The organism is Spirobacillus cienkowskii, assembly GCF_037081835.1.
Taxonomy (GTDB): domain Bacteria; phylum Bdellovibrionota_B; class Oligoflexia; order Silvanigrellales; family Silvanigrellaceae; genus Silvanigrella; species Silvanigrella cienkowskii.
Map to the genome: position 1 here is coordinate 1346083 of NZ_CP146516.1, position 23543 is coordinate 1369625.

A 23543-nucleotide genomic window follows, 5' to 3' on the forward strand; every position below is an offset into this window, starting at 1 on the left:
TTCTGAGCATTCTAATTATGCTCTCTCAAAAGTATTAGTTGGACAAAATAATATTGTCACAGCAATAGATTCCAATCATCAAGAAATTTCAATTAAAGGTAAGGTGATTAATGGTTTTGTTACTACAGATATTAGTAATAAAAATAATATTTTAAATTATTGTAATCAAGCACTTAATAATTTATCACAAAATTACTTAAACACAGTTTTTCGCAGACTCAATTTTTCATTATATGATGTGCGGGCTTTTTCAAGTGGCACTCCTACCGCCCGGTATCATGAAACTATTGCTTCTGGCGAGTCTATTGTTAATTTTATTTACCATCCTATACGATATCTCAATTCTCAAGAAATTCGCGAAGCAGCCTCAACAATTGAAATCCCTCAAAAAACTCCAACACAAATTATAGAAATTGAAACAAACCAAGCTTTAATATATCCTCCTGAAGAAAAAGTTTTACCAAATCATATTAAACAAATAGTTATTTTTGGAGACAGCTTATCAGATCAAGGAAATTTAAAGTATAAAACTGGTCATATTCCAGATTTTCCTTATTGGTTTGGTCGATTTTCTGATGGTTTTATCTGGCCAGATTATCTTTTTAAAGCAACTCAAATACCAATTTTAAATTTTTCATATGGTGGCGCAACAACCATAGACTTTAAACATAAATTTGTTGATGGCATAAAGCTATGGGGACAAGCACTAATTACGGGCAATTTAGAAAATTATTTAAATTACTTTAATAAAGAAATATCAGTTTCAAATACTTCTTTTAGAGAAGAAAATTTAGAGCAAAGAGAAATAAATCATAATGTTCATGATACCTTATACATTATATGGATAGGCGCTAATGACTTTCTTTCTGTTCTAAATTCTAGTGAATTTGTAAATAAATTTTTTGATGAACCTGATAGTATTTATGGAAAAAATAAAATTATTGAAGAATCGGTAGCTGGAGTTACTAAAATATATTCAGCTTTAATTGAGAAAGGTGCTAAAAATTTTGCTGTTATTAATTTACCAAATATTGGTTATACGCCTTATGTTTTAACAACAACTTACAAAAAAGATATATTAAACGATGCTGAAAGATATAAAGAATTTTCGATTAAGTTAACACAGGCTGTTTATGAATACAATAAACATCTAAATAATAAAATTGAAGAGATTAATAAAACCATAGAAAATAAGATAATTTTAATTGATGTTAATTTGCAACTTAATAACATGCTTTATGGTAAGCATATGTTTGATGAAACAAAATCTTTCGATTATGGGTTTACCTATTTAAATTCAGAAGTGCTGATTCCTAATCAAAATAATATATATATTCAAAAACCTTGTTTTTCTGGTGCTCCTTTATTTAATGTCACTTTTTTCAGCTATTGGAATCCAAATTTTAATAAAACTTTAGAAGATTTTGAAAGAACAAAAATTTGTTCTAATGATATGAAAGCTAAGGATTTTCAATCTAATAAAAACGCAATTTTTTGGGATAATCCACACCCTTCAAGCTATGCCCACTGCTTTTTATCTCATTTTATTGAAAAAACTTTAGGAGATAATAATCTTATTGCAAAAAATTCTTTAAGTCTTGACGAAGTAAAAAAAGAGTGTGGATCTGTTATTAATTATAAATTTAGTATTCATTAATTTTCATTAAATGATTGTTTTTTGATAAATTATTAATATAGCAATCAATTTTCCTCCTTCTTTTAGTATGGGGAGGGGGACGTTAAAATATCAAAATATATATCCAAGAGTTAAACCAAATTCTTGAGTCAAAACTGAATTATTTTTTTCTAAATAATTCATTGCTTTTATCCATTCTGGATTGTTTGCAACCGTACTGTATAGATCTTTTCTATTAAGTGGATTATAAAATAATTTCATTCCAGCACCTATGTAAATACCAAAAGTTAGTCCTGATTTATTTGTAAAACGATAGCCAAATTGAAATGCAGGAGAAAAATTAATTTGTTCTCTCTCAATTTTATTAAAATTATCTCTAACTTCTTCTGACATATATAAAACTCGAGCTTTTAATCCGATAAATAGTCCTAATGGATTTTTGCTAAAAATATAATAATGCCATTTAGGAACAATACTAAATATCTCACGCTTTGTTTGAACAGAATCTGAAGAAAAAGGATTTTGTTTATAAAATTCAATATCAGTTCCGATAAAATGATTCTCAAATATATTGAGTTCATAATTTATTCCAAATCCTTGATTGACCATAAGTAAAGGATTGAGTTCTATAAGAGCACTCGATGTTTCTTGAGCCATGCCTGTTTCAAATATAAAACAATTTAATAAACTTACTTTATAAATAACTTTTCTCATGTAATGACCCTTTTGAGTAAACTTGTACTTACATTCATAAAATGCTATAGCAGAGAAGAAGGTAAAAATGCAAAATGGTTATTTTAACATTCAAGAGTAAGTATTATGAATAGTAAAATGTTTATTTATGAAATGATTATCAAAGAGCACCATTTGGACTCTTTTGCGCATGTAAACAATGCCGAGTATTTAAAAATTTTAGAAGAGGCACGTTGGGAATTTATTCATCACAACGGCTATGGCCTCGAAGAAATTCAAAAATATAAAAAAGGTCCAGTTATATTAGAAGTTAATTTAAAATTTATGAAAGAATTAAAACTTCGTGAAAAAATCCAAATTAAAACACAATGCGTTGACTTTAATAGAAAAATTTTAAAGCTTGAACAAAAAATTATCAATACTAAAAATGAAGTCTGTACTCTTGCATTATTTACATTAGGTTTTTTTGATCTCAATCAAAGAAAAATAATTGAAAACACACCCGAATGGATTAAAGCAATTGGAATTGACTCAAATTGAGTAAAAATTCTTTTGCTTTAGTGATTGACAGAGAAAAAAAGGCATTACTTTTTTTATATAAGCTTCGGTTTGCAAGCAACAAAGCCAAAGAATGATCAACGTACGCTATTTGCTCAATGCTGTTAAGATTAAAAAAACTGTCATCACACTGGATTTTAAGAGTACACATTGATAAATCAAGATTACCGTAAACAATTTGTTCATAAGTTGCATGACCAAAAATAAAAGGCATTGATCTTTCAGCAGAACACATCAATGCACATCCTCCTTCATCAAACATTGTTAGAAAATCTTGTTCTCTGCTTCGGCTGATTGGAGATGCTGACCAAGGAAATTGTGCAATTTCATCAAATGCAATAAAATGCCGCATATTTAAAGCTGCTTTAGATTTAGGAAAATGATACCAAATTTGAGAATTAAAAAAATCATGCCAATTTTTTGAGCGAGTTTTAACTTCGCCTTTTAGATAAATCCTTGGCTCATACAAATTATCTAAACCAACTTTATGACGTGCTCCTTTTTGTAAAATAAAAAAAATTTCTAAACCCGAGCGAGTGATAAGACCTTGAGGCTTGTAATAATTCAGTTCATTTAAGCTTGGCCAATCAGTGTTGTTTGAAAAAATCTGACCATATGGCATAATAGGAAAGAATAGTTCAGAGCATGTTAAAAATTGCGAATTCCAATCTCTCAATGTAGGTTGGGACTTGTTATTTTCTTTTTCTTCAACCCTTGAATTGATAGGGTATGCCATGTACTTAGCCTCACTTTATGTGGTTCTTGATTTAGATCCCGAAATTATGGTGACCGATCGCGATCGTGTATTACGCTCCTTACGAGAAAAATTAAAGCAAAAATTTTCTCATCGCATTACGGTTAGAGCAGATGAGAATGAAGGATCTTTGGCTGTTGCTTTGTTTGATGACAATTTTGAGCGTATAAAATCACGCTTAGATGATGTTAACGAAAAAATTGATGCCATAGGTGAAGCACGTGTGCGTTTTCATCAGGAGCAGATTTTTTGTTGGTATAACGGTAAATTTGTGGAAACTAATGATAGTTTAGCTTTTAGTGAACAAAATACAAATCATTTTAAAGGTAATTCAACAATTACTCATTCTTTTCATAGACAAGAAAAAACAATTGTATACACAGATAAGGATGATGAAATAGCGTCTGCTATTCCATCGCGATACTCAAGACGAAGTTTAAGGATACCAACTCGAAAGTGAGCATGATTTCATGTATTTGCGAATAATAAAAATTTTCTTTTTTTCTGTATTTTTTACCTTAATTATTATAGCTGGTCATTATTTTAGCTTTAATACACTGACACAGGTTGCTAATTCAGAAGAAATAATAAAAAAACCAGCAAAAAAAAATGTTGGCTATTTAACCTGTTCTATGCTGTCAGAAAGAATGAGAGATTTTCTAAAATCTCATTATGTCTATCGTGAGCTTGATCTTGAATTATCAAAAAGAACTTTTGAAACATTTGTTAATTTTCTTGATCCTGGCAAACTTTATTTTACTTTTGAAGACATTAAAGAATTTAAGAGGCTTTATTATCACGAAGGAGAAAAAGAAGAGCCGATTATTTTTAATAAAATTAATAACGTAGATTGTCGCTTAATCAATGGAGAAAAAGGTATCTATGAACGGTATAAAATACGTTTAAAAGAAGCGACCATACTTGCAGAAAATGAATTGAATGAAAAACCAAATTTTACAAAAGATGAATATATTGAAACAGATCGCAAAAAAATAGAATGGGTTAAGTCAACCGCAGAATTAAAAGATCGCTGGAGAAAAACAATCAAATTTATACTTTTAAATATGAAAGAATCAGATGATATAAAAAAAATTAAAAAAAGATTATTAAAACGGTATGAAATGATTAAAAAAGATGCAGAAGCAAGAACAACAGATGAAATTTATTCTATATTTTTAAACGCTTTTGCTCTTTCTTTAGATCCTCATTCTAGTTTTTTAACTCCTGTTGATAATGATCAATTTCAAATTGGATTTAGTCTAAAATTTGTTGGGATTGGTGCGACATTAAAAAGTGTTGATGGCTATACAATTGTTGATGCCATAGTACCTGGGGGAGCGGCGGCAAAAGATGGTCGTTTAAAAAAGAATGATAAAATTGTTGCGGTCGATGCAGGAGATGGATCAGGTATTCAAGATGTTATAGAAATGGATCTTTCTAAGGTTGTTCAGCTTATTCGTGGTAAAGAAGGATCGCATGTCAAACTTGTTATATTAAGAAAAGAAGTCGATGGTAAAATAAATCGTTTTTCTATCATTTTAAAACGTGCTGTTGTTCATTTTAAAGACAGCGAAGCTAAAAGCGAGGTTATAACACAAGGTAAGTACAAACTTGGGATTATAAATTTGCCAAGTTTTTATATTGATTATAAAGGTTGTCAAGAAAGTCCTATAACGTGTCGCAGTTCTTCTAATGATATGGCGCGAGAAGTTAAAAAATTAAAAGCAGCACAGGTCGATGGAATTCTACTTGACTTACGAAGAAATGGTGGCGGAGATCTTTCTGAAACACAAAAAATTGTTGGTTTATTTATTAAAAATCCAGTGGTCACGCAGGTAGAATATCGAGAAAAACAAGTGAGAACATTGGAGTCTGAAGTCAAAGAACCATTGTATTTAGGTCCATTGGCAATTTTAGTGAGTAAATATACAGCATCAGCTTCTGAAATTTTATCGGGCGCTGTGCAGGATTATGGACGTGGTATTATTTTAGGTGATTCTAGAACATTTGGAAAAGGCACAGTACAAACTGTAATTGAGGTGCCAGGTTCTGGTGGAAGACCAACAGATGGGGCAATTCATGTTACAATTGCTAAATTTTTTAGACCTAGCGGTAAAAGTAACCAAGAAAAAGGTGTGTTATCAGATATAATCATTCCTGATATTATTGATGTTATGGATATTGGTGAAAAAGAAAATGATTACGCACTTCCCTATACAACAATTAAAGCTTCAAGAGATTTTAAACCAGAAAAAGACTTATCAAATATAATTCAAAAACTTAACAAAATAAGTACACAACGTGTAGAAAAATCTCCAGACTTTAAAAAAATCTTAGAAGCGATTGAGAAAGCTAAAAAAGACAAACAAGCTAAAAATACATTAGTTTCTCTTAAAGAAAATGAAAGTCTAGTGTCAAAAGACAAAAAAACAAGTCATTCAAAAAAAGATGTCGTAAAGTCAGGCGTAGTTGATTTAAAGCAAATGCCAGAAGAAGAAGAGTCATCCTTTGATTTTTCACCAAAAGTTGTGCAAAAAAATGACTTTATTCTTAAAGAAGCCGGAAATATTCTTGTGGATTTTATTCCACAAATAAACCAAATGCAAAAATAGTAATTTTTTCATCGTTAAATTTATTTAATAAGAGATATTCAATGTTACAAGAAAAAAAAATTTTTGATATTACAATTTTAGGAGGCGGTCCTACAGGTCTTTTTGCAGCATTTTATGCTGGTATGAGAAATGCTAGTTGTAAGATAATAGATTCTATGCCAGCTCTTGGAGGTAGATTAACTGCTGTATATCCAGAAAAATATATTTATGATGTAGCTGGATTTCCAAAAATACTTGCAAAAGATCTAATCGATAATTTAATTTTGCAAATTAAGCCTTATAACTCTGAAATTTGTCTTAATCAAAATGCGCAAATTTTAAAGAGAAATACTCAAGAAGATATATGGGAAATTCATACAGAATCAGAAATTCACTATACCAAAACAATCATAATAGCTGCTGGAGTGGGCTCTTATACTCCTAAAAAACATACTGCAAAAGGTGCTCTTGATTTTGAAGGAAAAGGAATTAGCTATGCAGTGCTAGAAAAAGAATTATTTAGAAATAGACGCGTGATTATTGCTGGTGGTGGTGATTCTGCGTTAGATTGGGCAAATGAACTCGTTCATTTGGCTCAATCTGTAACTTTAATCCATCGTTCGAGCGCTTTTCGAGCACATGATGACTCAATTTTAAAGTTACAAAAAACATCAGCAAGAATTATATTAAATACAGAAATTGTTGGATTTTTTGGGAATAATCGTTTAAAACAGGTTTGTATTAAAAATATTGATAATGACCATGAAGAAATTCTTGAAGCTGATGATGCAATAGTGATGTTTGGATTTCATAGTTCTCTTGGAAAAATTAAAGATTGGGGTGTAGAGTTGCTTGGTAACGGAATTCAAGTAAATGAAAAAATGGAAACTAATTTACCAGGAGTCTTTGCTGCTGGTGATATTGCAAAATATAGTGCAAAGCTTGATTTGATTGTTTCTGGATTTTCTGAAGCTGCTATTGCAGTTGCTTTTGCAAAAGTTTTTATGAATCCTAAAGAAAAAGCCCAGCCATTGCATTCAACGACAATTATGGAAATAAAACAAAGAAAAGAAAAACGAGCTGCGCAGTAATTGCAGATGTGGAGTATTAAAGTAACTGGTAGGGTTTTTAAATGAAAAATACAACTTTATCAAAAAATAATTTTTCCACATTTGATAATAATCAAATTCTTAAAAATTTAGATTACGAATGGCTTGTCACAAATGGTTTGGGTGGGTATTCTTCAGGAACAATTTCTGGGATACTAAATAGAAGATATCATGGATTATTTATTACTCCGCAAAATCCTCCATTAGATAGAAGATATTATGTATCTAAAATAGAAGAAACAATTTTTATTAATGATAAAGAATTTTTATTAAGTGCAAATAGATGGCGAAATTCTGAGGCAATTCATCCTGCAGGATATCAATATATTGATAGTTTTTTCTTAGATGAAAATATTCCAACTTGGATTTTTCGATGCGATAAATTATTTATTGAAAAAAAAATATTTATGCCATTAAAAAAAAATCAAGTATATATTTGTTATAAAGTAATAAGTCATGATTACGCAGATATTATACCAAATTTTAAAATAAAGTGTGATCTTTTTGTAAATAATAGAAATATTCATGAAATTAAAAAAAATCCAAATATTTTTGCGGAATTTAATTCTAAAGATATTGAATTTTTTAACGAAAATAAAGAGAAAATTTTTGAATCTTTTAGTAATATGGAGTTCAAAGAAGTAAAAAATATTACTTATATTAACTATGAGCTATTAGAAGAGAAAAATCGCGGTTTTGACTATGTAGAAGATCATATATTAGGTGCTAGTTTTAGTTCTAATTTAAATATAGATGAAGTCAATTATATAGTTATTAATGCTGACAAACACAATAATGTTGAGTTACCCTACAAAATTATAAATGAAATTAAAATTAGCAATAAAGTTATAATTGATGGATGGAAAGAGAAAGTTCATAATACTCCAAAATGGATCGAGCAGCTGCTATATTCAGTAAATTTATTTATAGTTAATAGAGCAAAAAAAAATAATTTATCCTCTGATAAAACAATTATAGCCGGGTATCATTGGTTTGGCGATTGGGGACGCGATACAATGATAAGTCTTCCTGGTTTATGTCTTGCAACGCAGCAATATCATATTGCGCGCGAAATTCTTGAAAACTATGCGCAATATATTGATCAAGGTATGATTCCAAATCGCTTTCCTGATAATAATCATTTACCAGATTATAATACCGCAGATGCAACTTTTTGGTTTTTTGAAGCGGTTTTTCAATATTACTTTGCAACTAAAGATTTAGATTTCTTAAAATTTTTGTATCCTTATTTACAAAAAATTATTGAAAATCATTTAAAAGGAACGCGATATAATATTTATTGTGATCCAAATGATGCATTAATTTATGCAGGAGAAAATGGTACCCAGCTTACTTGGATGGATGCTAAAATTGGTGATTACGTTGTGACGCCGCGAGTTGGTAAACCAATTGAAATCAATGCATTATGGTACAATGCGTTAACAAATTTTGTGGATCTTTGTCTTGAATTAAAGTACCCGCATGAAAAATATTTACAAATTTCTCAAACAGTTAAAAAAAATTTATTATTATTTTGGAATGAGGAATTGGGTTACTGTTATGATGTTTTAAATTCAAAGGATGGTCATGATACATCATTAAGACCTAATCAGATTATCGCTCTTTCATTAAATCATTGTCCTTTTTCAGCATTTCAAAAGAAAAGTATTTTAGATCATTGTGGTCGTTCGTTATTAACCTATTATGGTTTACGCTCGTTATCTAAAGATGCTAAGGATTATAAAGGACTTTATATCGGAACTCCGTGGGATCGGGATAATGCTTATCATCAAGGAACAGTTTGGGGATGGCTTTTAGGAAAATATGCTATAGCTTTTCATAACGTAACAAAAAATGCTAATGTTGCAATTTCTTTTTTAGAACCCTTAGAAAAGCATATTAATCAATCAGGAATTGGTTTTATCAGTGAAATTTTTGATGGCAACTATCCATTTATAGCAAGAGGTTGTATTGCTCAGGCTTGGAGTGTTGCAGAAACTTTAAATGCTTGGAGTAAGATTTCAAAACATTTAAATCAAAAAATTAATTAAGGATAATCAATAAATTTATAGTTCTCACCCAGTATCTCATGCTTAACCTTATAATTTGATACTTTTTTACATATATCAATATTGCTTTTTTGAATGAGCGTAAAATCTTTTTCAATTAGGTTATTTTCTTTTAGTTTATTTAAAATCTCATTATGCCTTTTATAGTATCCATTAGATAAGTTATATCTTGCAGAAAAGCGAAAATTATTAAATATATTTTCTATGCACGCGATAATATCGTAAACATGAATTAAATTCACAAAATTATTTGGATTTTGAATTCTTTGATCTTTATACCAATTAATTGGTAGTCTATCTGGTCCAAAAATCCCTGTTAAATGTAAGATACAAGCTCCTTTTATGCGAAGTTTTTCTTCTGCTTGAATTCTTGGAATAGAAAAATCTAATTGGCTATCTTCAGTTATAACTTCATCGGGAATTTTATTAATGTATCCTGACGTGGTACTTAAAATAATTGTTTTTTTATTTTTACAATAAAAATCATAAAAATTTAATGCTAAAGAGATATCATTCAAATTTTGAGATGCAGGAAAAGTCCATAAAACATTGTCAACCGAGGGTAAATTATTCCATGTTTCTTGTAAATTTAAATCAAATTTAATTTCTGAATTAGAAATAGCTTTTCTTTTTGTAAAAATAATATTTTTATATTTTTCATAAATAAAATTACCAATATAACCTTTTCCAAGGACAATCATATTATTCATTTGCTACCTTAAATTTAAATATTTGTGTTAATAAGACTTAATAGTCTATTTGCTTCTTCGTCATCCAGCACCTTAAAAAGGCCTTCAGTTTCATTAAAAGAATAAACATCAGCCGTTGCAATATCAAACCACCAACAATAAATTCTTAATTTATTTTGGTTGATTCTTTCTTTAATAATAGGATATGTTTCTAAATGCTTTTTTTGTTCTAATACGTTAATTTGAGAAAGTTGATTATGCTGTTTTAATCCTTTATTAATTATAAAACCATTATTTAGAAGTTTTAATGCACTTTCACCATATTGTAGCCACGATCTCAAATTTGGGTAAGGTATAGTGGCTCTGTCTATTAGCAAGTTTTGCATAGCACCACATTCAGAATGACCACAAATAACAATGCTTGTAACATTAAGCGTTAAAACAGAAAATTCAATTGCAGCGGCTTCGGATTCATCGCCAATAGAACTTCCATTTTCACCACATGGTGGAACCATATTGCCAACATTTCTGACTACAAAAAGATCGCCAGGATCGCTCGAGGCAAAAAGATTAGGAACCACTCTGCTATCAGAGCATGCAATAAAAAGCGTGTCAGGTGATTGACCAAGAGCTAACCTTGCAAATGTTTCTCGATAGTTTGGTAATACATTCCTTCTAAAATCAGCAATTCCATTGATTAGTTTTTTCATTTATATTACCTGTAACAATACAAAAAGGTATAATTTCCAAATGTAATTTAGATTAATACTAAATAAAAAACAATGATACAATTATTAAAAGATGTTTTTTTGAGTATTTTTATGGCAATTTTTATTCAAAATAAAGATGGATGGGTAGATTAATACAACTATTTAATTTGAATTCTTTTTACTTCTTTCTGTATTTCTGGCAGTTTTTTTAATTTTACAATCAGCTCCCCATTTTTCATTTCTGCATAAATATTTTCTTTATCGATACAATTTTCTGGGATTGCAAAACTACGTTCAAACTTTCCATAAAAACGCTCTCTTATATGAGGTCTTTCAGAATCTGTTTCTTCGCTTTCAAATTTTCTTTCACCTCTGATTGATAATAAGTTATTTGAAAACGAGATATCAATATCTTCTTTTTTAGCCCCAGGAATATCCGCTGCAATAATAATTTCATCTTTAGTTTCTTTTAAATCTACTTTTAATGATAACCCAGATGCTGGCAAAAGCATGTCTACACTATTATCACGAAAAATATTATTAAATAATCTATTCATTTCTGTTTGTAGCAAATGAAAATTATCTGCTTCATTGCGCAAAGTTAAAAAAGATGGTTTTTTAAAAAGAGACATAACAAGATCCTCCTTTATACATTTAGTTATAACATTCCCATCCACCTCATGAATAATTTAAATCATAATCTGTTCATGCAAAGAAGCTCTAATTAAAAACTATAAAAAAATTAAAATCACTTTAGAAAATTTAAGTAAATTTTATATAACGTAAAAAATCATTCTTATTTTAAAACTTTTAAGTAATTTAAAAAATTGACAAATTTTAAATATCAAGTTAGCATGTATAAATTAATAATACAATTACAGGTCATTAAGTGTGTTATATAATCAATATATTATATCTATAGGGTTACTGTTTTTAAGTTCTACAATAATGATAATTGCTTGGTATGCACATCTTAAACATTCCAATTCTGCTATTTGGCAAGCCATACTTGTTTCATGGTTTATTGCATTTTTCGAATATCTACTGCAAGTACCTGCCAACCGCATTGGATATAAGGTTATGTCAACTGCACAATTAAGAGTCATAGCTGAATTTTTTATTTTAGTCTCATTTGTATTATTGGAGCTGTTTATTTTGCATTTTAGAGGCCTTTTTCTTAGAATATAATTAACTATTAATTAATATTGCCAATAAGGTAAATAATGAAAGCACTGTCAAGTAAATTTTCTTATAATTATAAATTATTATTTTTTTTTGTTATTTTTACAATTTTTTTTATACTATTAGAAATCAATAACAATCGCTATTGGCAAAGTGATTTTGAGGTGTATTATAACAGTGCAAATAGATTTTTAAATTCGCAGTTGTTATACAGACCTGGAGAAGATGGTTTTTATAGGTACAAATATTCTCCAGTCGCTTCGCTGTTATTTATTCCATTTGCGCTAGTTCCATTTGAAATTGCTAAAATATTTTATTCATTTTTTATTTCATTATTAATGTATTTAAATCTTATTATTAGCATTAAATTATTTAAATCATATACAAAAAATTCAATTTCTAAATATCATCTCTTTTATATAGTTTTTTTCATCGTTTTGTCTATGTTTTCTCATTATTTTAGGGAGTTACATTTAGGTCAAGTAAATATTTTAATACTTTTTTTGATTTTGTATTCTTTGATTGTTAACAATAAAAATACTCTATTATCTTCTGTATTAATTGCTTTATCAGGTTTTATTAAGCCCTACTTTTTGATATTTATATTATATTTTATTTTTGAAAAACAATTTAAACAGGTTTTATATATTGTTTTTTCTTCTATTGTATTATTTTTTACTCCCCTGTTTAATTATAATTTTAATAATTTAATGACTAATTATTATTACTGGTATTTAGAGCTAAAATTAGAAATATTAAGAGAAAGTGAAATTGGTAATATTGAAAATGTGTCTATATTTACTTTTTTTGATAAATATTTGGGATACTTTTTTATAATTAATAATAAAATAGTACATCTTTTTGTGTTAATTATTTTAGGATTATTTGTTTCTTGGTATTTAATGCTTACAGCTAAAAATTTGCCAAAATCACAAAAAATTAAGTTTGATTATTCTATGTTATGTGCTTTAATACCAATACTAGTATCTAATGGAAGAAGTATTTATATTTTTCTATTTCCTTTAGTATATTTAATATCAATTAGCAATATTTATAAAAACATGGTTTTTTTAATTGTTTTTTGTTTCTCTTGTATTTGTATAGGTTTGAATTTTGGAGAGGGAGTTATTTTATCGCAATGGATTAAAAATTTTTATTTAATGCCATTTGCTGGATTAATGTTAATTTTCTTATCAGTATTTATAATTAAAGATAAAAAATTACTAACTATAAAATAAAAATTAATAGAAAATTATATGAGGCATAATTTATGGAAGAAAATAGCTTGCAAAATATTAACAATAATTTGAGCTTGACTCAAGATCCAGTTTGTAAAATGACTGTTGATCCTTCTAATCCAAAAGGTGGAAGCTTTAATTATAAAAATCATAAATACTATTTTTGTTCAATTTATTGCAAGGATAAATTTCAATTACAACCAAATCAATTTTTAAATTCAATAGAATCTAGTGATACAAAGCAAAATCAACATAATGATAGTCTTGAATATATTTGCCCTATGCATCCAGAAGTTCGTCAAATTGGTTTTGGTAGCTGCAATAAGTGTGGAATGGCACTAGAACCTGTAAATATAGATTTATCAAATACTAAAATTGAATTTGATGAATTGCAATACATGAAACAAAGATTATATGTAAGCTCTATTCTTTGTATTCCATTATTATTTATTTCAATGGGTGGCAGCTCCCTTCTGTTATCAATTATAAGTATGAATTATATTCCTTGGATTGAATTATTGCTTGCAACTCCAATTATTTTTTGGTGTGGATGGCCATTTTATATTCGTTTTTTTGAAAGTATTAAGTATAAAAGTCTCAATATGTTTACTCTAATTGGACTCGGTGTTTTGGTTTCTTATTTCTACAGTATTATAGCTGTTATTATTCCAAAAATTTTTCCGCAAATTTTTAGAGATCCAATGACTGGTATGGTTGGACTTTATTTTGAAGCTGCATCAATGATTGTAACTTTAGTATTACTTGGCCAGGTTCTAGAACTCAAAGCAAGAAAAAAAACAAATTCAGCAATTCAATCCTTAATAACCTTAGCCCCCAAAACTGCTTTACGCCTTAACAAAAATGGCGAGCATGAAGAAGTTTCAATTACAAACATAACTATTGGAGATAAAATTTTTGTTAGACCTGGAGAAAAAATACCAGTTGATGGCAAAGTGATTTCTGGGCAATCTGCGATTGATGAATCAATGATAACTGGTGAATCGATACCGGTTGATAAAAGCAAAGGAGATATAGTTATAGGAGCAACAATTAACGGAACAGGTTCTTTACTCATTCAAACAGAAAAAATTGGATCTCAAACACTTTTATCTCAAATCATACAGCTTGTTTCAGAAGCGCAACGATCAAAAGCGCCTATTCAAAAGATTGCCGATCAAGTTTCCGCTTTTTTTGTGCCTAGCGTCATTTTAGTTGCAATTTTTACATTATTAATTTGGCTTAAATTTGGTCCCGAACCTAGCATTGCTTATGGAATTATCAATGCAGTCGCAGTTTTAATTATTGCATGTCCATGTGCATTAGGATTGGCAACACCGATGTCTATAATGGTAGCAACTGGCAAAGCAGCAACATTTGGTATTCTATTTAAAAATGCTGAGTCAATTGAGCAGTTGCGAAAGGTTGATACACTTGTGATTGATAAAACTGGTACCTTAACAAAAGGCAAACCTCAATTAGTGACCATCAATTCATTAGAAAAAAACATATCAACAAATGAATTACTTTTGTATGCAGCAAGTCTCGAACAATTAAGTGAACATTCACTTGCACAAGCAATTGTCAATGCAGCGCATGAAAAACAAATTAAATTGTTTTCTACAACAGAATTTAAATCGATCACTGGTAAAGGCGCCGTTGCAAAAATTAACGATCATCAAATTGCGATTGGCAATAAAGCGCTAATGGCGGATTTATCTATTTCTGTATCTGATTTTGAAAATAAAATTGATATGCTTAGAAGAGAAGGGCAGACAGTGATTTATGTTGCCTTTGATAATAAATTATTAGGATTACTGGGTGTCATTGATCCAATAAAAGAAAATGCACATGCTACAATTCAAGAGTTAAAAAATTGTGGCATTAAGGTGATTATGCTTACTGGTGATAGCTCTAAAACTGCTGAACATGTTGCACGAAGCGTTGGAGTTGATCAGTTTTATGCAGACTTATTACCACATCAAAAGGCAGAAATAATTGAAAAAATACAAAATAACGGTCATATTGTTGCAATGGCAGGAGATGGAATTAATGACGCTCCTGCTTTAGCAAGAGCAGATGTCGGTATTGCTATGGGTACAGGTACTGATGTTGCCATTAGTAGTTCTGATATAACCCTTGTTAAAGGCGACTTAACTGGAATTTTAAAGGCTCGCAAAGTAAGCGTTAGTACCATTAAAAATATTAAGCAAAACTTATTTTTTGCATTTGTTTACAATATTATTGGTGTTCCTATTGCTGCAGGAGTTTTATACCCTTTTTGGGGTGTGCTTTTAAGTCCAATTTTTGCTGCTGCTGCAATGAGTTTTAGTTCTGTTTCGGTTATTATAAATTCTTTAAGACTTAATCGAATGTAAATTTTAATTTAAATAAACAACATCAATACTTCTATCTTATCATAACCAATTTTTTAAAATAAATTGAATTAAAATTGAAATATAAATAATTTTACCTTATTACTAAAAATATTCATGAATTTTTGAGGTACTACAAATGAATGAAAAAGGAATATCTTTATCGCGTAAAGAAGATTTTTCACAATGGTTTATTGAGGTATGCACTAAAGCAGACTTAGCTGATTATTCTCCTGTAAAAGGATGTATGATTATTAAACCAAATGGATATTCTCCCCACATCAGAAACAATGATTTGGTCGCAATATAAAAAATGGATTAAGAGTTATCGCGATCTTCCGCTTTTATATAATCAATGGGCAAATGTCGTGAGATGGGAAATGAGAACGCGTTTGTTCTTGAGAACAACAGAGTTTTTATGGCAAGAGGGTCATACGGCGCATGCAACAGATCAAGAAGCTGAACACGAAGCGATGCAAATGATTATGCTGTACAAAAATTTTTGTGAAGAAATTTTAGCTATACCAGTATTTATTGGCAGAAAAACTGAACTCGAAAAATTTTCTGGAGCAAAGCATACATATACAATAGAAGCTATCATGCAAGATGGAAAAGCATTACAGCTTGGCACATCTCATCATTTGGGACAAAATTTTTCTCGGGCGTTTGATGTCCAATTTCAAACTGATAAAGGAACGCTAGAATACGTTCATGCAACGTCGTGGGGTGTGTCAACCAGGCTCATGGGCGCGCTTATTATGACGCATTCTGATGATAAAGGCTTTGTTGTGCCTCCTCGCATTGCAGAAACACAAGTAGTTATTATTCCAATTTATAAAACAGAAGAAGAGTTTTTAAAAATATCAAATCTATTAAATAATTTAATTCCCGAATGGAAAAAAACATTTTCTCTTCATTTTGATAACAGATCATTCCACACTCCAGGTTTTAAATTTGCAGAGTGGGAATTAAAAGGAATTCCATTGCGTCTTGAAATTGGACCAAGAGACCTAGAGCAAAAAACTTGTGTTATTGTTCGGCGCGATAAAAATAAAGGAGAAGAAGAGCATAAATCTGTTGTAAAGCTTGAAGATATTTTAAATATCGTTCCCAATAAGTTATCAGAAATTCAAAATAATCTTTATCATAGGGCAATACTTAGAAATTCAGAAATGACTTTTGAAATTCAGTCATTTCAAGAGTTAGAAAAAAATATTGAAGTAAAACCAGGTTTTTATTTAGCATACTTTGACGACAATCCAAAAGCAGAAGAAGAAATTAAACAAAAAATAGCTGTCACCACACGCTGCATCCCTTTTGATAAAAATACAGATAATACTTCTCTTGGAAAGTGTTTTTATACTCATAAACCAACAGCGCGAAAAGTGTGGTTTGCAAAATCTTATTAGGCTTGATGTAAGATTTTGGATTTTTCTAATATATTTAGACCCCCAATTTTAAAATTTATTACTTAATATGATATCTAAATTTTATTTTTTATTATTAAATTGTATGTTTTGTTTTGCAAAAATTTTATTGGTTATCTATTTAAAATAAAATTTTTTGTTTTTAAATTAATATTGAAAAATTAAAAAATGATATTGACAAATATTTAAAAAAATAATATTTATAATTTTAGCTTCTATAGGAGATTATATGCTTACTTTATTTTTATAATTTTTCTTAATTACTTAACGCTCAAATAGTATTTATTTTTATAAACTTTTTTCAACAATTATTTTATCTTATAAATTTTATATTTTAAAAATATGCAAAGGAAAATAAATGCGCAAAATTACATCAGTTAATTTGTTTTTTTTATCACTTGGATCGATTATTGGATCGGGTTGGTTATATGGGGTTTATTTTACAGCAAAAACAGCGGGAAATTCAGCTGTAATTTCTTGGATTCTTGGCGGTTTCATGTTGGCAATTATTGCACTTTGTTACGCCGAAGTGTCTTTAAATAAACAATTTAATAATTTAACACAAGTTGCAAAAGGATCTTTTGGAAAAAATGGAAATATTTTAGTTAGCCTTCTTACTTGGATATGGACAACTCTAATTCCTCCTATAGAAGTGCAAGCTACAGTTCAGTATGCTTCAAATTATTTACCTTGGATAAAAGATCAAAGTTCAAAAGAATTTTCTTATTCTTATTTAGGATTCTTACTTTCATTTTTTCTTCTTTTTATAATGTTTTTGGTTAATATTTTTTCCTCTAATACAGTTGGACGTGTAAATAAAATAATTACATTTGTAAAAGTTATAATACCTGTTGCAGTTTCATGCATATTTATTTATGTTTTGTTTCAAAATCCTAGTAATGTACTTAATAATTTATCTACCGGTTTTTTTAGCGAAGGGATAGAAAATACTTTTAGCGCTATCTCAACGTGTGGTATTGCCTTTTCTTTTATAGGTTTTCAAACCGTGATTTTTTTAGCTAACGAAACAGAAAATCCGCAAAAAAGTATACCACGAGCTATATTTGGTTCCATTTTTATTGCACTAATTATTTATGTTATGGTTCAGTTGAGTTTTAATTTATCTGTTCCTAATACTTATTTAAATGATGGTTGGAGTCAATTGAGTTTTGCAGGCGATTCGGGACCAATTGCTGGTTTGTTAGGTATATTTGGTTTTGTATCTTTTAGCTATTTTTTATATATTGACGCTGTTATTTCTCCATTTGGTACAGGACTTGGGTACAAAACAGCTGCATCTCGCGTATTGGCAGAGATTTCAGATAACAAAATATTACCTAAGTTTATATCTATAAGAAATCGATTTGGGTCACCATACCTTTCAAATTCAATAAACTTTTTTATTGGTCTATTTTTTATTTATTTCTTTCCAAGTTGGAGTTATATGATTGTTATTTTATGTGGACTTATTATCTTAACTATGTCTTATGTGCCATTATATGTAATTTATCTTAGAATTTCTAATTTTAATAATACGTCATTTAAAATGAAAAGGTATTTATTAACATCATTCTTAAGTTTCTTCTTTTGTAACTTAATGTTTGTCTGGTGCGGTTGGGAAGCAATACGTATTGTTATGATAATATTTTTTGTAATTTTATCTTTCACAATTATTAAGGATATAAAATTTAAAACTATCAAATTTAATCCTATCTATCATCTTTTTTTACCTTCTCATATTTGTTTATTAGGCTATGTGACTTATTTTAAATTTATAAATAAAAATATTAGTTTTAGCCTAGAAGTTAGTAGTCTCTTTGTTTTTTCATTAATGTCTTTTTTGCTTTACAGAAAAATGATTTTAAGTCATTCTCAGAAAAAGATTTTTACAAAGAAAGATGCGCAAGCAGATTTTACGTAAAATAACTTATTGCAATTTTTAATTAAGGACTTTTTATGACAATTGAAACAATTTCCGACCTAGAAAAACTCAAAAAAATTGGTAAAATTGTTGCAAATACGCTTTCATATATGAAAAAGAAAGCAGAAATTGGCATGACAACTTTAGAGCTAGATAAAATTGGTGGTTCTTATTTAGAAAAATTCGGTGCCGTTTCTGCTCCAAAACTCACATATGGTTTTCCTGGTTATACTTGTATTTCTTTAAATCACAAAATTGCGCACGGAATTCCATCAAATGAAATAATTTCTGCTGGAGATTTGATTAATATTGATGTTTCTGCTGAATTAGATGGCTACTTTGCAGATACAGGAGGATCGTTTATGATACCTCCTACAAAATTGAGTTACGAAAAATTGTGTACAGCAACAATGGAAGCAATGTATGCAGGAATATTTGCAGCAAAAGATGGTGCAAAATTATCGGCAATAGGCAAATCTATTCAAAAAGTTGCGAGAAAATATGATTATAATATAATCGAAAACTTAGGAAGTCATGGTGTTGGAAAAGCGCTTCACGAAGAACCGAAATACATTGCTTCATACTTTGATCCCAAAGATAAAAGAATTTTAAAAAAAGGAATGGTTATTACAGTGGAACCATTCCTTTCTACTGGCGCAAAGTTTGCGCACGAAGATAAAGATGGTTGGACTTTAGTTATTAATAAAAATTATAGAGCAGCACAATTTGAGCATACAATTTTTGTTACAGATCGCGAACCTATTATATTAACCAAACCTAATTTTGATTGTTTTTTTTAGATATTAAAAATATTATTGCCACAAAAATAATAAAAAAAGGCATACAATTTCTTTTGTCAAAACTAAAACCAAATCTAAGAGCAAAAGTAGACTAAGCACATAATAGCTCTTTTTTAACAATTAACTAGCATATATTTAATGCAGAAACTTAACTAAGATAAATTGTTCAATCCATAGGGCAGACGCGAATAATATGACCGTCTGGATCGTTAATTAGAAAAGTTCGACCAAATCCTTCTGTATAAAGTTCCTTAACTATATGAATATCAGGTTTTATCTTCCACTCATTATAGAGATTATCCACATCTTGTTCGGTAGGAAGCATTATACCAATTTCACAATAGCGAGGAGTTTGACGATCGGGCTTATCACCACCAGTCCAGATAGCAAAAAGCGCTTCACCTGAAGTAGAAAAAGCAACATAGCGTGGGCTAATGAATACGGGATCTTTCTTAAATATTGTTTTATAAAAATATGTTGAACGTTCAATATCTGAAACATAAACCAATTGTAAATTAGGGCTAATAGGTATCGCTGTGGCGCTAGTCATAAATCCTCCTTGATTTTTTAGATTGCTTACAAACAAAAAAATTTTGAATAAACAAAATATTAAAACAAAAAAAAGCAATTTTTTATTTAAATTTGAAAAATTTTAAATTTATCAAAATTCTGATCGATCTCGACAATCTATATCTGCTGGGAGGTACTATTAATTTTCTTTGAAAAATCCTACTACTACTTTTTAAGTGAACATTAAAAATAAGTCGTAAAAAATATAATCTTAAAATGAAATTTATTAAAAAATGTTAATTATTTATAAAGTTATCTTGTGATAAAAATCTGGCGGTTAGATACCACTAAATCAAGTTTCTTCATTAAAAACAACTGGCTGAGCAAATGCATTTTGCATTCTTTCTATTAGCATTAATAAATCATCTTTAATTTTTTCGGGATTAGTTTCATTAATAGAAACGCTAACTTCAGTAGGAAGAGAAGTATAACTTATTTTAGGATAATAACATTCATGAATAGCTAAACGCAATTCATTTGTTGAATACACAAGTCTATAGTTCCAACGAGCACTTAAATTGGAATAAAAATCCTGTTTCTCTTTTAAAGATATTTCTAAAAATAAATCAGAAAACAATTTTTTTTCATAAACCAATTGTTTTTGATTTTCAATGTCAAATAAAATACAGCCCTGGATTTCTCCTGTATCCGCTGTATTTATTAGAATATTTTTAATAAAAAAGAATAATTTTTTACTGTTTTTTAATGTATATATTTTTGCATTATCTAATAATGTTAATCTTTTTACGCGGTCCTTATTTTTTTTAATTTCGTTAAAACTGACTCCTGTACTTGAGAAAGAGAATTGATGCCATTCTTTTAATACTTCAATTGAAGGCAAAGAACCATCTTCAAAGCAGACAACACTATCAACTCCACAATAAGGACATAGGGCAGTGCTTTCATCATCAATGTATTCATCGATTTCTGCTGTTTTAAAAGTTTTTAAACAATAATAACATGAGCAATTTTCAAATTTAATAAGAATATTTTTATTTTTAAAAGATAATTTTCCTTGAAAAGTCATAATGACAAACTCCTTAATAATGGTACTTTAAAAATATTTTTAATAACCGATACGTTAATAACAAAAATTTAGATATTTTTTAATAGCAATAGACCAATTTGATGAAACATAAAAATTAGTTCTAGGATATGAAATAGTAAGCGAGGTGTCGGCAGAAACCATGTCTTTAAATAATTAAAAATAATTTTGTAATCTCAATTTGGTACCTTTTTAACCTGTTCTTTTTTCTTGACTCCAGGTTATGCGTCATTTATTCTTTTGGTAGTTTTAATTGCAAAAAATTGAAAAGTTGAGTTTTTATAATTATATTATGAAAAATATTATTTTATCAATAATAATGAAAGGAAGTTTTAATGATTGATAGTTTGTATTTATTTATTTTTTTCAACTTATTTAATTACTCTTCGTATTTAAATAATAATCCAGTAGATCAAAAAAATTTAATTTCAATAGAAACAACACCAACAATAGAAACCCCAGAACCAATGAGCTCAACTGTTTCCGAAAATTCAACGCCAGGGAATGGAATTATTAAAGTATTTGGAATGCCAAGAGAGAACAATTGTTTTAAAAATAGCAAAGAAAAAGGAACAATCACTTTTGAAAATTTATCCGGTCAAATTAATTTTACAAGAGCTGTGAGCACAAAAGAGCTTGAATCTGTATTGAATGTGTCGGCAGGAGCCGAAGTATCTTATGGAATTTTTTCAGCAACTGCCAATGCAAATTATTTAAAAGAAGTGAGCAATTCAAGATACAGTGAAAATTTTTCATATGTGCAAACCTTCTCTGCCAATGCTAAATATGAAATTCCTGATTTATACGGAAATGATTTACTCAACAACATTGGGCGTGGTGCTTTAGCAAATGGAAGGTTTACCGAAGTTTGTGGAGATGCATTTATCCGCAGTAGCAAAGCAGGGGCTGTTTTAATTACAACTGTTAGCATAGAATTTGGTTCCGCAAAAGATAAAACAGAATTTGATGCGCAATTTAAAGGCGGTATAAAAGGAATTGCGAGCATTACCGCGGCATTTAAAAAAACCTTAAGCACAAGTGAGATGTCTGCAACTCTGAGCGTAAAAGCGCTGCAAAATGGTGGCGACCCCTCAAAACTTGCGCAAATTTTTGGTCAACCCATTGAAGGTTCTTTTGCTGTTAGCAAATGTGGTAAAGATGATATTCAATCTTGTAGCAAAATTATAGATGGAATTATTGAGTATGCGCAAGATGAATTTCAAAAAGGGTTAGATATCAAAAATCCAGATGCTATTTATTATTACAACCCTGTTGCAGAAAGTTATAGCACATATGGAATTGGCTATGATTTGGTGAATCTTTCACCTCAAATAAGAGAACATATCAATTACCTAATAAAGAGAGTTCAAACAGACTTAGAAAATAAACAATATTTGTCAAAATACATTTCATATTTACGAGCTCAACCAGAAATTTTTCAAGGAATACCTGTAGATTTTATAGGTGATATAAATTTATTAATAAGCAACTATGATAAATTATTGGATTTGAATTCAAATGCTATTGCCGGTTGTTTTAATGCAAGCGTGAATGAAAAATGTCCAGAGTTTGTTCAAAATATCAAAGGAGAGCATGAAAAATTCAATCAAAAATATCTCAAAAAAGTTTATGCATTAAAAACTATTATCTTAGTAGGAATTAAGAATTTAACTACAAAATATTTATTCTTACCAATAAATATAGACAACAATGTTCCAGTTGTTGATTTAGAATTTGGAGCCAATCCTTTTGAATTAGGTATTGCTGGTGATTATCTTATTAAAATCAATCATCACTATATGCAAGGTACTGGGGTATGTAAAGTAAACTATAATCCCTCCGTTTCTGGCATTAAGGTATGGAGTTATTTTTCAAAGTATCCTGGTTTTGAATATGAAGCTGGGCAACATGAACCAGAAATTTGGTGCGAAAACGTACTAGCAATTTATGATGACAAACGAGATCTATTATCTGTTACGTCTAGTAGTAAAATGAAGAGAATTGGAGTTGTTCTCTTTGATGAAGTTGCAACAGCTCAAGATCCAAATCATATTCCTATTTTTAAGTTTATTGATGGAACTTCGTACAATGATACAATTACAGTTATAAAATTGGAAAATATGTTGGAGTATAATCCTATTTAATTATACAATAATTTTTTTAATTTTATCTGCATAAA

18 protein-coding genes and 1 pseudogene are annotated in these 23543 nt (G+C 29.1%); 13 read left to right on the forward strand and 6 right to left on the reverse strand.

Annotation, left to right across the window (positions count from 1 at the left end; translation table 11 throughout):
* Positions 1–103 precede the first annotated feature (103 nt).
* Positions 104–1657 (forward strand): SGNH/GDSL hydrolase family protein, encoded by a 1554-nt coding sequence (locus tag Spiro2_RS05900; protein WP_338637679.1) that lies wholly within the window; start codon positions 104–106, stop codon positions 1655–1657.
* Positions 1658–1747: 90 nt separating this feature from the next.
* On the opposite strand, the gene Spiro2_RS05905 is transcribed toward Spiro2_RS05900, so the two are convergent.
* On the reverse strand, positions 1748–2350 hold the full coding sequence (locus Spiro2_RS05905; protein ID WP_338637680.1) for a hypothetical protein: 603 nt from the start codon (positions 2348–2350) through the stop codon (positions 1748–1750).
* A gap of 105 nt (positions 2351–2455) precedes the next feature.
* On the opposite strand from Spiro2_RS05905, the gene Spiro2_RS05910 reads away from it, so the two are divergent.
* On the forward strand, positions 2456–2869 hold the full coding sequence (locus Spiro2_RS05910; protein WP_338637681.1) for an acyl-CoA thioesterase: 414 nt from the start codon (positions 2456–2458) through the stop codon (positions 2867–2869).
* Here Spiro2_RS05910 and Spiro2_RS05915 read toward each other — a convergent pair.
* The gene (locus Spiro2_RS05915) at positions 2841–3623 is read right to left on the reverse strand and encodes a DUF3025 domain-containing protein (protein WP_338637682.1); all 783 of its coding nucleotides are present in this window, start codon (positions 3621–3623) and stop codon (positions 2841–2843) included. The genes Spiro2_RS05910 and Spiro2_RS05915 overlap by 29 nt on opposite strands.
* On the opposite strand from Spiro2_RS05915, the gene Spiro2_RS05920 reads away from it, so the two are divergent.
* From Spiro2_RS05920 to Spiro2_RS05935, 4 genes are read left to right on the forward strand one after another with little or no spacing between them, the layout of a single operon-like run.
* On the forward strand, positions 3622–4101 hold the full coding sequence (locus Spiro2_RS05920; RefSeq protein ID WP_338637683.1) for a hypothetical protein: 480 nt from the start codon (positions 3622–3624) through the stop codon (positions 4099–4101). The genes Spiro2_RS05915 and Spiro2_RS05920 overlap by 2 nt on opposite strands.
* Positions 4102–4111: 10 nt before the next feature.
* Positions 4112–6253, forward strand: coding sequence for a carboxy terminal-processing peptidase (locus Spiro2_RS05925; RefSeq protein WP_338637684.1), 2142 nt, complete (start codon positions 4112–4114; stop codon positions 6251–6253).
* Positions 6254–6294: 41 nt separating this feature from the next.
* Positions 6295–7323 carry an NAD(P)/FAD-dependent oxidoreductase gene (locus Spiro2_RS05930; protein ID WP_338637685.1) on the forward strand — a complete coding sequence of 343 codons (1029 nt, stop codon included), beginning with the start codon at positions 6295–6297 and terminating at the stop codon, positions 7321–7323.
* 41 nt (positions 7324–7364) lie between these two features.
* Positions 7365–9392 carry an amylo-alpha-1,6-glucosidase gene (locus Spiro2_RS05935; RefSeq protein WP_338637686.1) on the forward strand — a complete coding sequence of 676 codons (2028 nt, stop codon included), beginning with the start codon at positions 7365–7367 and terminating at the stop codon, positions 9390–9392.
* A gap of 742 nt (positions 9393–10134) precedes the next feature.
* Here Spiro2_RS05935 and Spiro2_RS05945 read toward each other — a convergent pair.
* The gene (locus tag Spiro2_RS05945; RefSeq protein ID WP_338637688.1) at positions 10135–10809 is read right to left on the reverse strand and encodes a carbonic anhydrase; all 675 of its coding nucleotides are present in this window, start codon (positions 10807–10809) and stop codon (positions 10135–10137) included.
* A 158-nt stretch (positions 10810–10967) separates the two neighbouring features.
* Complete coding sequence (locus tag Spiro2_RS05950; protein ID WP_338637689.1) at positions 10968–11441, reverse strand: Hsp20/alpha crystallin family protein; 474 nt, start codon at positions 11439–11441, stop codon at positions 10968–10970.
* Between the two features lie 259 nt (positions 11442–11700).
* On the opposite strand from Spiro2_RS05950, the gene Spiro2_RS12740 reads away from it, so the two are divergent.
* The 6 genes and pseudogenes from Spiro2_RS12740 to map all read left to right on the forward strand — a co-directional run bounded on the left by Spiro2_RS12740 (position 11701) and on the right by map (position 19749).
* Positions 11701–11997, forward strand: coding sequence for a DMT family protein (locus Spiro2_RS12740; protein ID WP_422398022.1), 297 nt, complete (start codon positions 11701–11703; stop codon positions 11995–11997).
* Positions 11998–12032: 35 nt separating this feature from the next.
* Positions 12033–13229, forward strand: coding sequence for a glycosyltransferase family 87 protein (locus Spiro2_RS05955; RefSeq protein ID WP_338637690.1), 1197 nt, complete (start codon positions 12033–12035; stop codon positions 13227–13229).
* A 32-nt stretch (positions 13230–13261) separates the two neighbouring features.
* On the forward strand, positions 13262–15604 hold the full coding sequence (locus Spiro2_RS05960) for a heavy metal translocating P-type ATPase (protein ID WP_338637691.1): 2343 nt from the start codon (positions 13262–13264) through the stop codon (positions 15602–15604).
* A gap of 136 nt (positions 15605–15740) precedes the next feature.
* A pseudogene (locus Spiro2_RS05970) lies at positions 15741–17010 on the forward strand (aminoacyl--tRNA ligase-related protein).
* A gap of 376 nt (positions 17011–17386) precedes the next feature.
* The gene (locus Spiro2_RS05975; protein WP_338637695.1) at positions 17387–18949 is read left to right on the forward strand and encodes an APC family permease; all 1563 of its coding nucleotides are present in this window, start codon (positions 17387–17389) and stop codon (positions 18947–18949) included.
* 35 nt (positions 18950–18984) lie between these two features.
* Positions 18985–19749: a type I methionyl aminopeptidase gene (gene map, locus Spiro2_RS05980; protein WP_338637696.1), complete on the forward strand. Its 765-nt coding sequence runs from the start codon at positions 18985–18987 to the stop codon at positions 19747–19749.
* A 166-nt stretch (positions 19750–19915) separates the two neighbouring features.
* On the opposite strand, the gene Spiro2_RS05985 is transcribed toward map, so the two are convergent.
* Both Spiro2_RS05985 and Spiro2_RS05990 read right to left on the reverse strand, forming a co-directional pair.
* Positions 19916–20299, reverse strand: coding sequence for a VOC family protein (locus Spiro2_RS05985; RefSeq protein WP_338637697.1), 384 nt, complete (start codon positions 20297–20299; stop codon positions 19916–19918).
* A 312-nt stretch (positions 20300–20611) separates the two neighbouring features.
* Positions 20612–21346, reverse strand: coding sequence for a hypothetical protein (locus Spiro2_RS05990; protein ID WP_338637698.1), 735 nt, complete (start codon positions 21344–21346; stop codon positions 20612–20614).
* Positions 21347–21699: 353 nt separating this feature from the next.
* On the opposite strand from Spiro2_RS05990, the gene Spiro2_RS05995 reads away from it, so the two are divergent.
* Positions 21700–23508, forward strand: coding sequence for a hypothetical protein (locus tag Spiro2_RS05995; protein WP_338637699.1), 1809 nt, complete (start codon positions 21700–21702; stop codon positions 23506–23508).
* Positions 23509–23543: the final 35 nt, after the last annotated feature.

Excerpts from the sequence above, each read along its gene's own strand:
- Spiro2_RS05905 (WP_338637680.1), bottom strand. The coding sequence starts at position 2,350 with ATGAGAAAAGTTATTTATAAAGTAAGTTTATTAAATTGTTTTATATTT.
- Spiro2_RS05910 (WP_338637681.1), top strand. The coding sequence starts at position 2,456 with ATGAATAGTAAAATGTTTATTTATGAAATGATTATCAAAGAGCACCAT.
- Spiro2_RS05920 (WP_338637683.1), top strand. The coding sequence starts at position 3,622 with ATGTACTTAGCCTCACTTTATGTGGTTCTTGATTTAGATCCCGAAATT.
- Spiro2_RS05915 (WP_338637682.1), bottom strand. The coding sequence starts at position 3,623 with ATGGCATACCCTATCAATTCAAGGGTTGAAGAAAAAGAAAATAACAAG.
- Spiro2_RS05925 (WP_338637684.1), top strand. The coding sequence starts at position 4,112 with ATGTATTTGCGAATAATAAAAATTTTCTTTTTTTCTGTATTTTTTACC.
- Spiro2_RS05930 (WP_338637685.1), top strand. The coding sequence starts at position 6,295 with ATGTTACAAGAAAAAAAAATTTTTGATATTACAATTTTAGGAGGCGGT.
- Spiro2_RS05935 (WP_338637686.1), top strand. The coding sequence starts at position 7,365 with ATGAAAAATACAACTTTATCAAAAAATAATTTTTCCACATTTGATAAT.
- Spiro2_RS05945 (WP_338637688.1), bottom strand. The coding sequence starts at position 10,809 with ATGAAAAAACTAATCAATGGAATTGCTGATTTTAGAAGGAATGTATTA.
- Spiro2_RS05950 (WP_338637689.1), bottom strand. The coding sequence starts at position 11,441 with ATGTCTCTTTTTAAAAAACCATCTTTTTTAACTTTGCGCAATGAAGCA.
- Spiro2_RS05955 (WP_338637690.1), top strand. The coding sequence starts at position 12,033 with ATGAAAGCACTGTCAAGTAAATTTTCTTATAATTATAAATTATTATTT.
- Spiro2_RS05960 (WP_338637691.1), top strand. The coding sequence starts at position 13,262 with ATGGAAGAAAATAGCTTGCAAAATATTAACAATAATTTGAGCTTGACT.
- Spiro2_RS05975 (WP_338637695.1), top strand. The coding sequence starts at position 17,387 with ATGCGCAAAATTACATCAGTTAATTTGTTTTTTTTATCACTTGGATCG.
- map (WP_338637696.1), top strand. The coding sequence starts at position 18,985 with ATGACAATTGAAACAATTTCCGACCTAGAAAAACTCAAAAAAATTGGT.
- Spiro2_RS05985 (WP_338637697.1), bottom strand. The coding sequence starts at position 20,299 with ATGACTAGCGCCACAGCGATACCTATTAGCCCTAATTTACAATTGGTT.
- Spiro2_RS05990 (WP_338637698.1), bottom strand. The coding sequence starts at position 21,346 with ATGACTTTTCAAGGAAAATTATCTTTTAAAAATAAAAATATTCTTATT.
- Spiro2_RS05995 (WP_338637699.1), top strand. The coding sequence starts at position 21,700 with ATGATTGATAGTTTGTATTTATTTATTTTTTTCAACTTATTTAATTAC.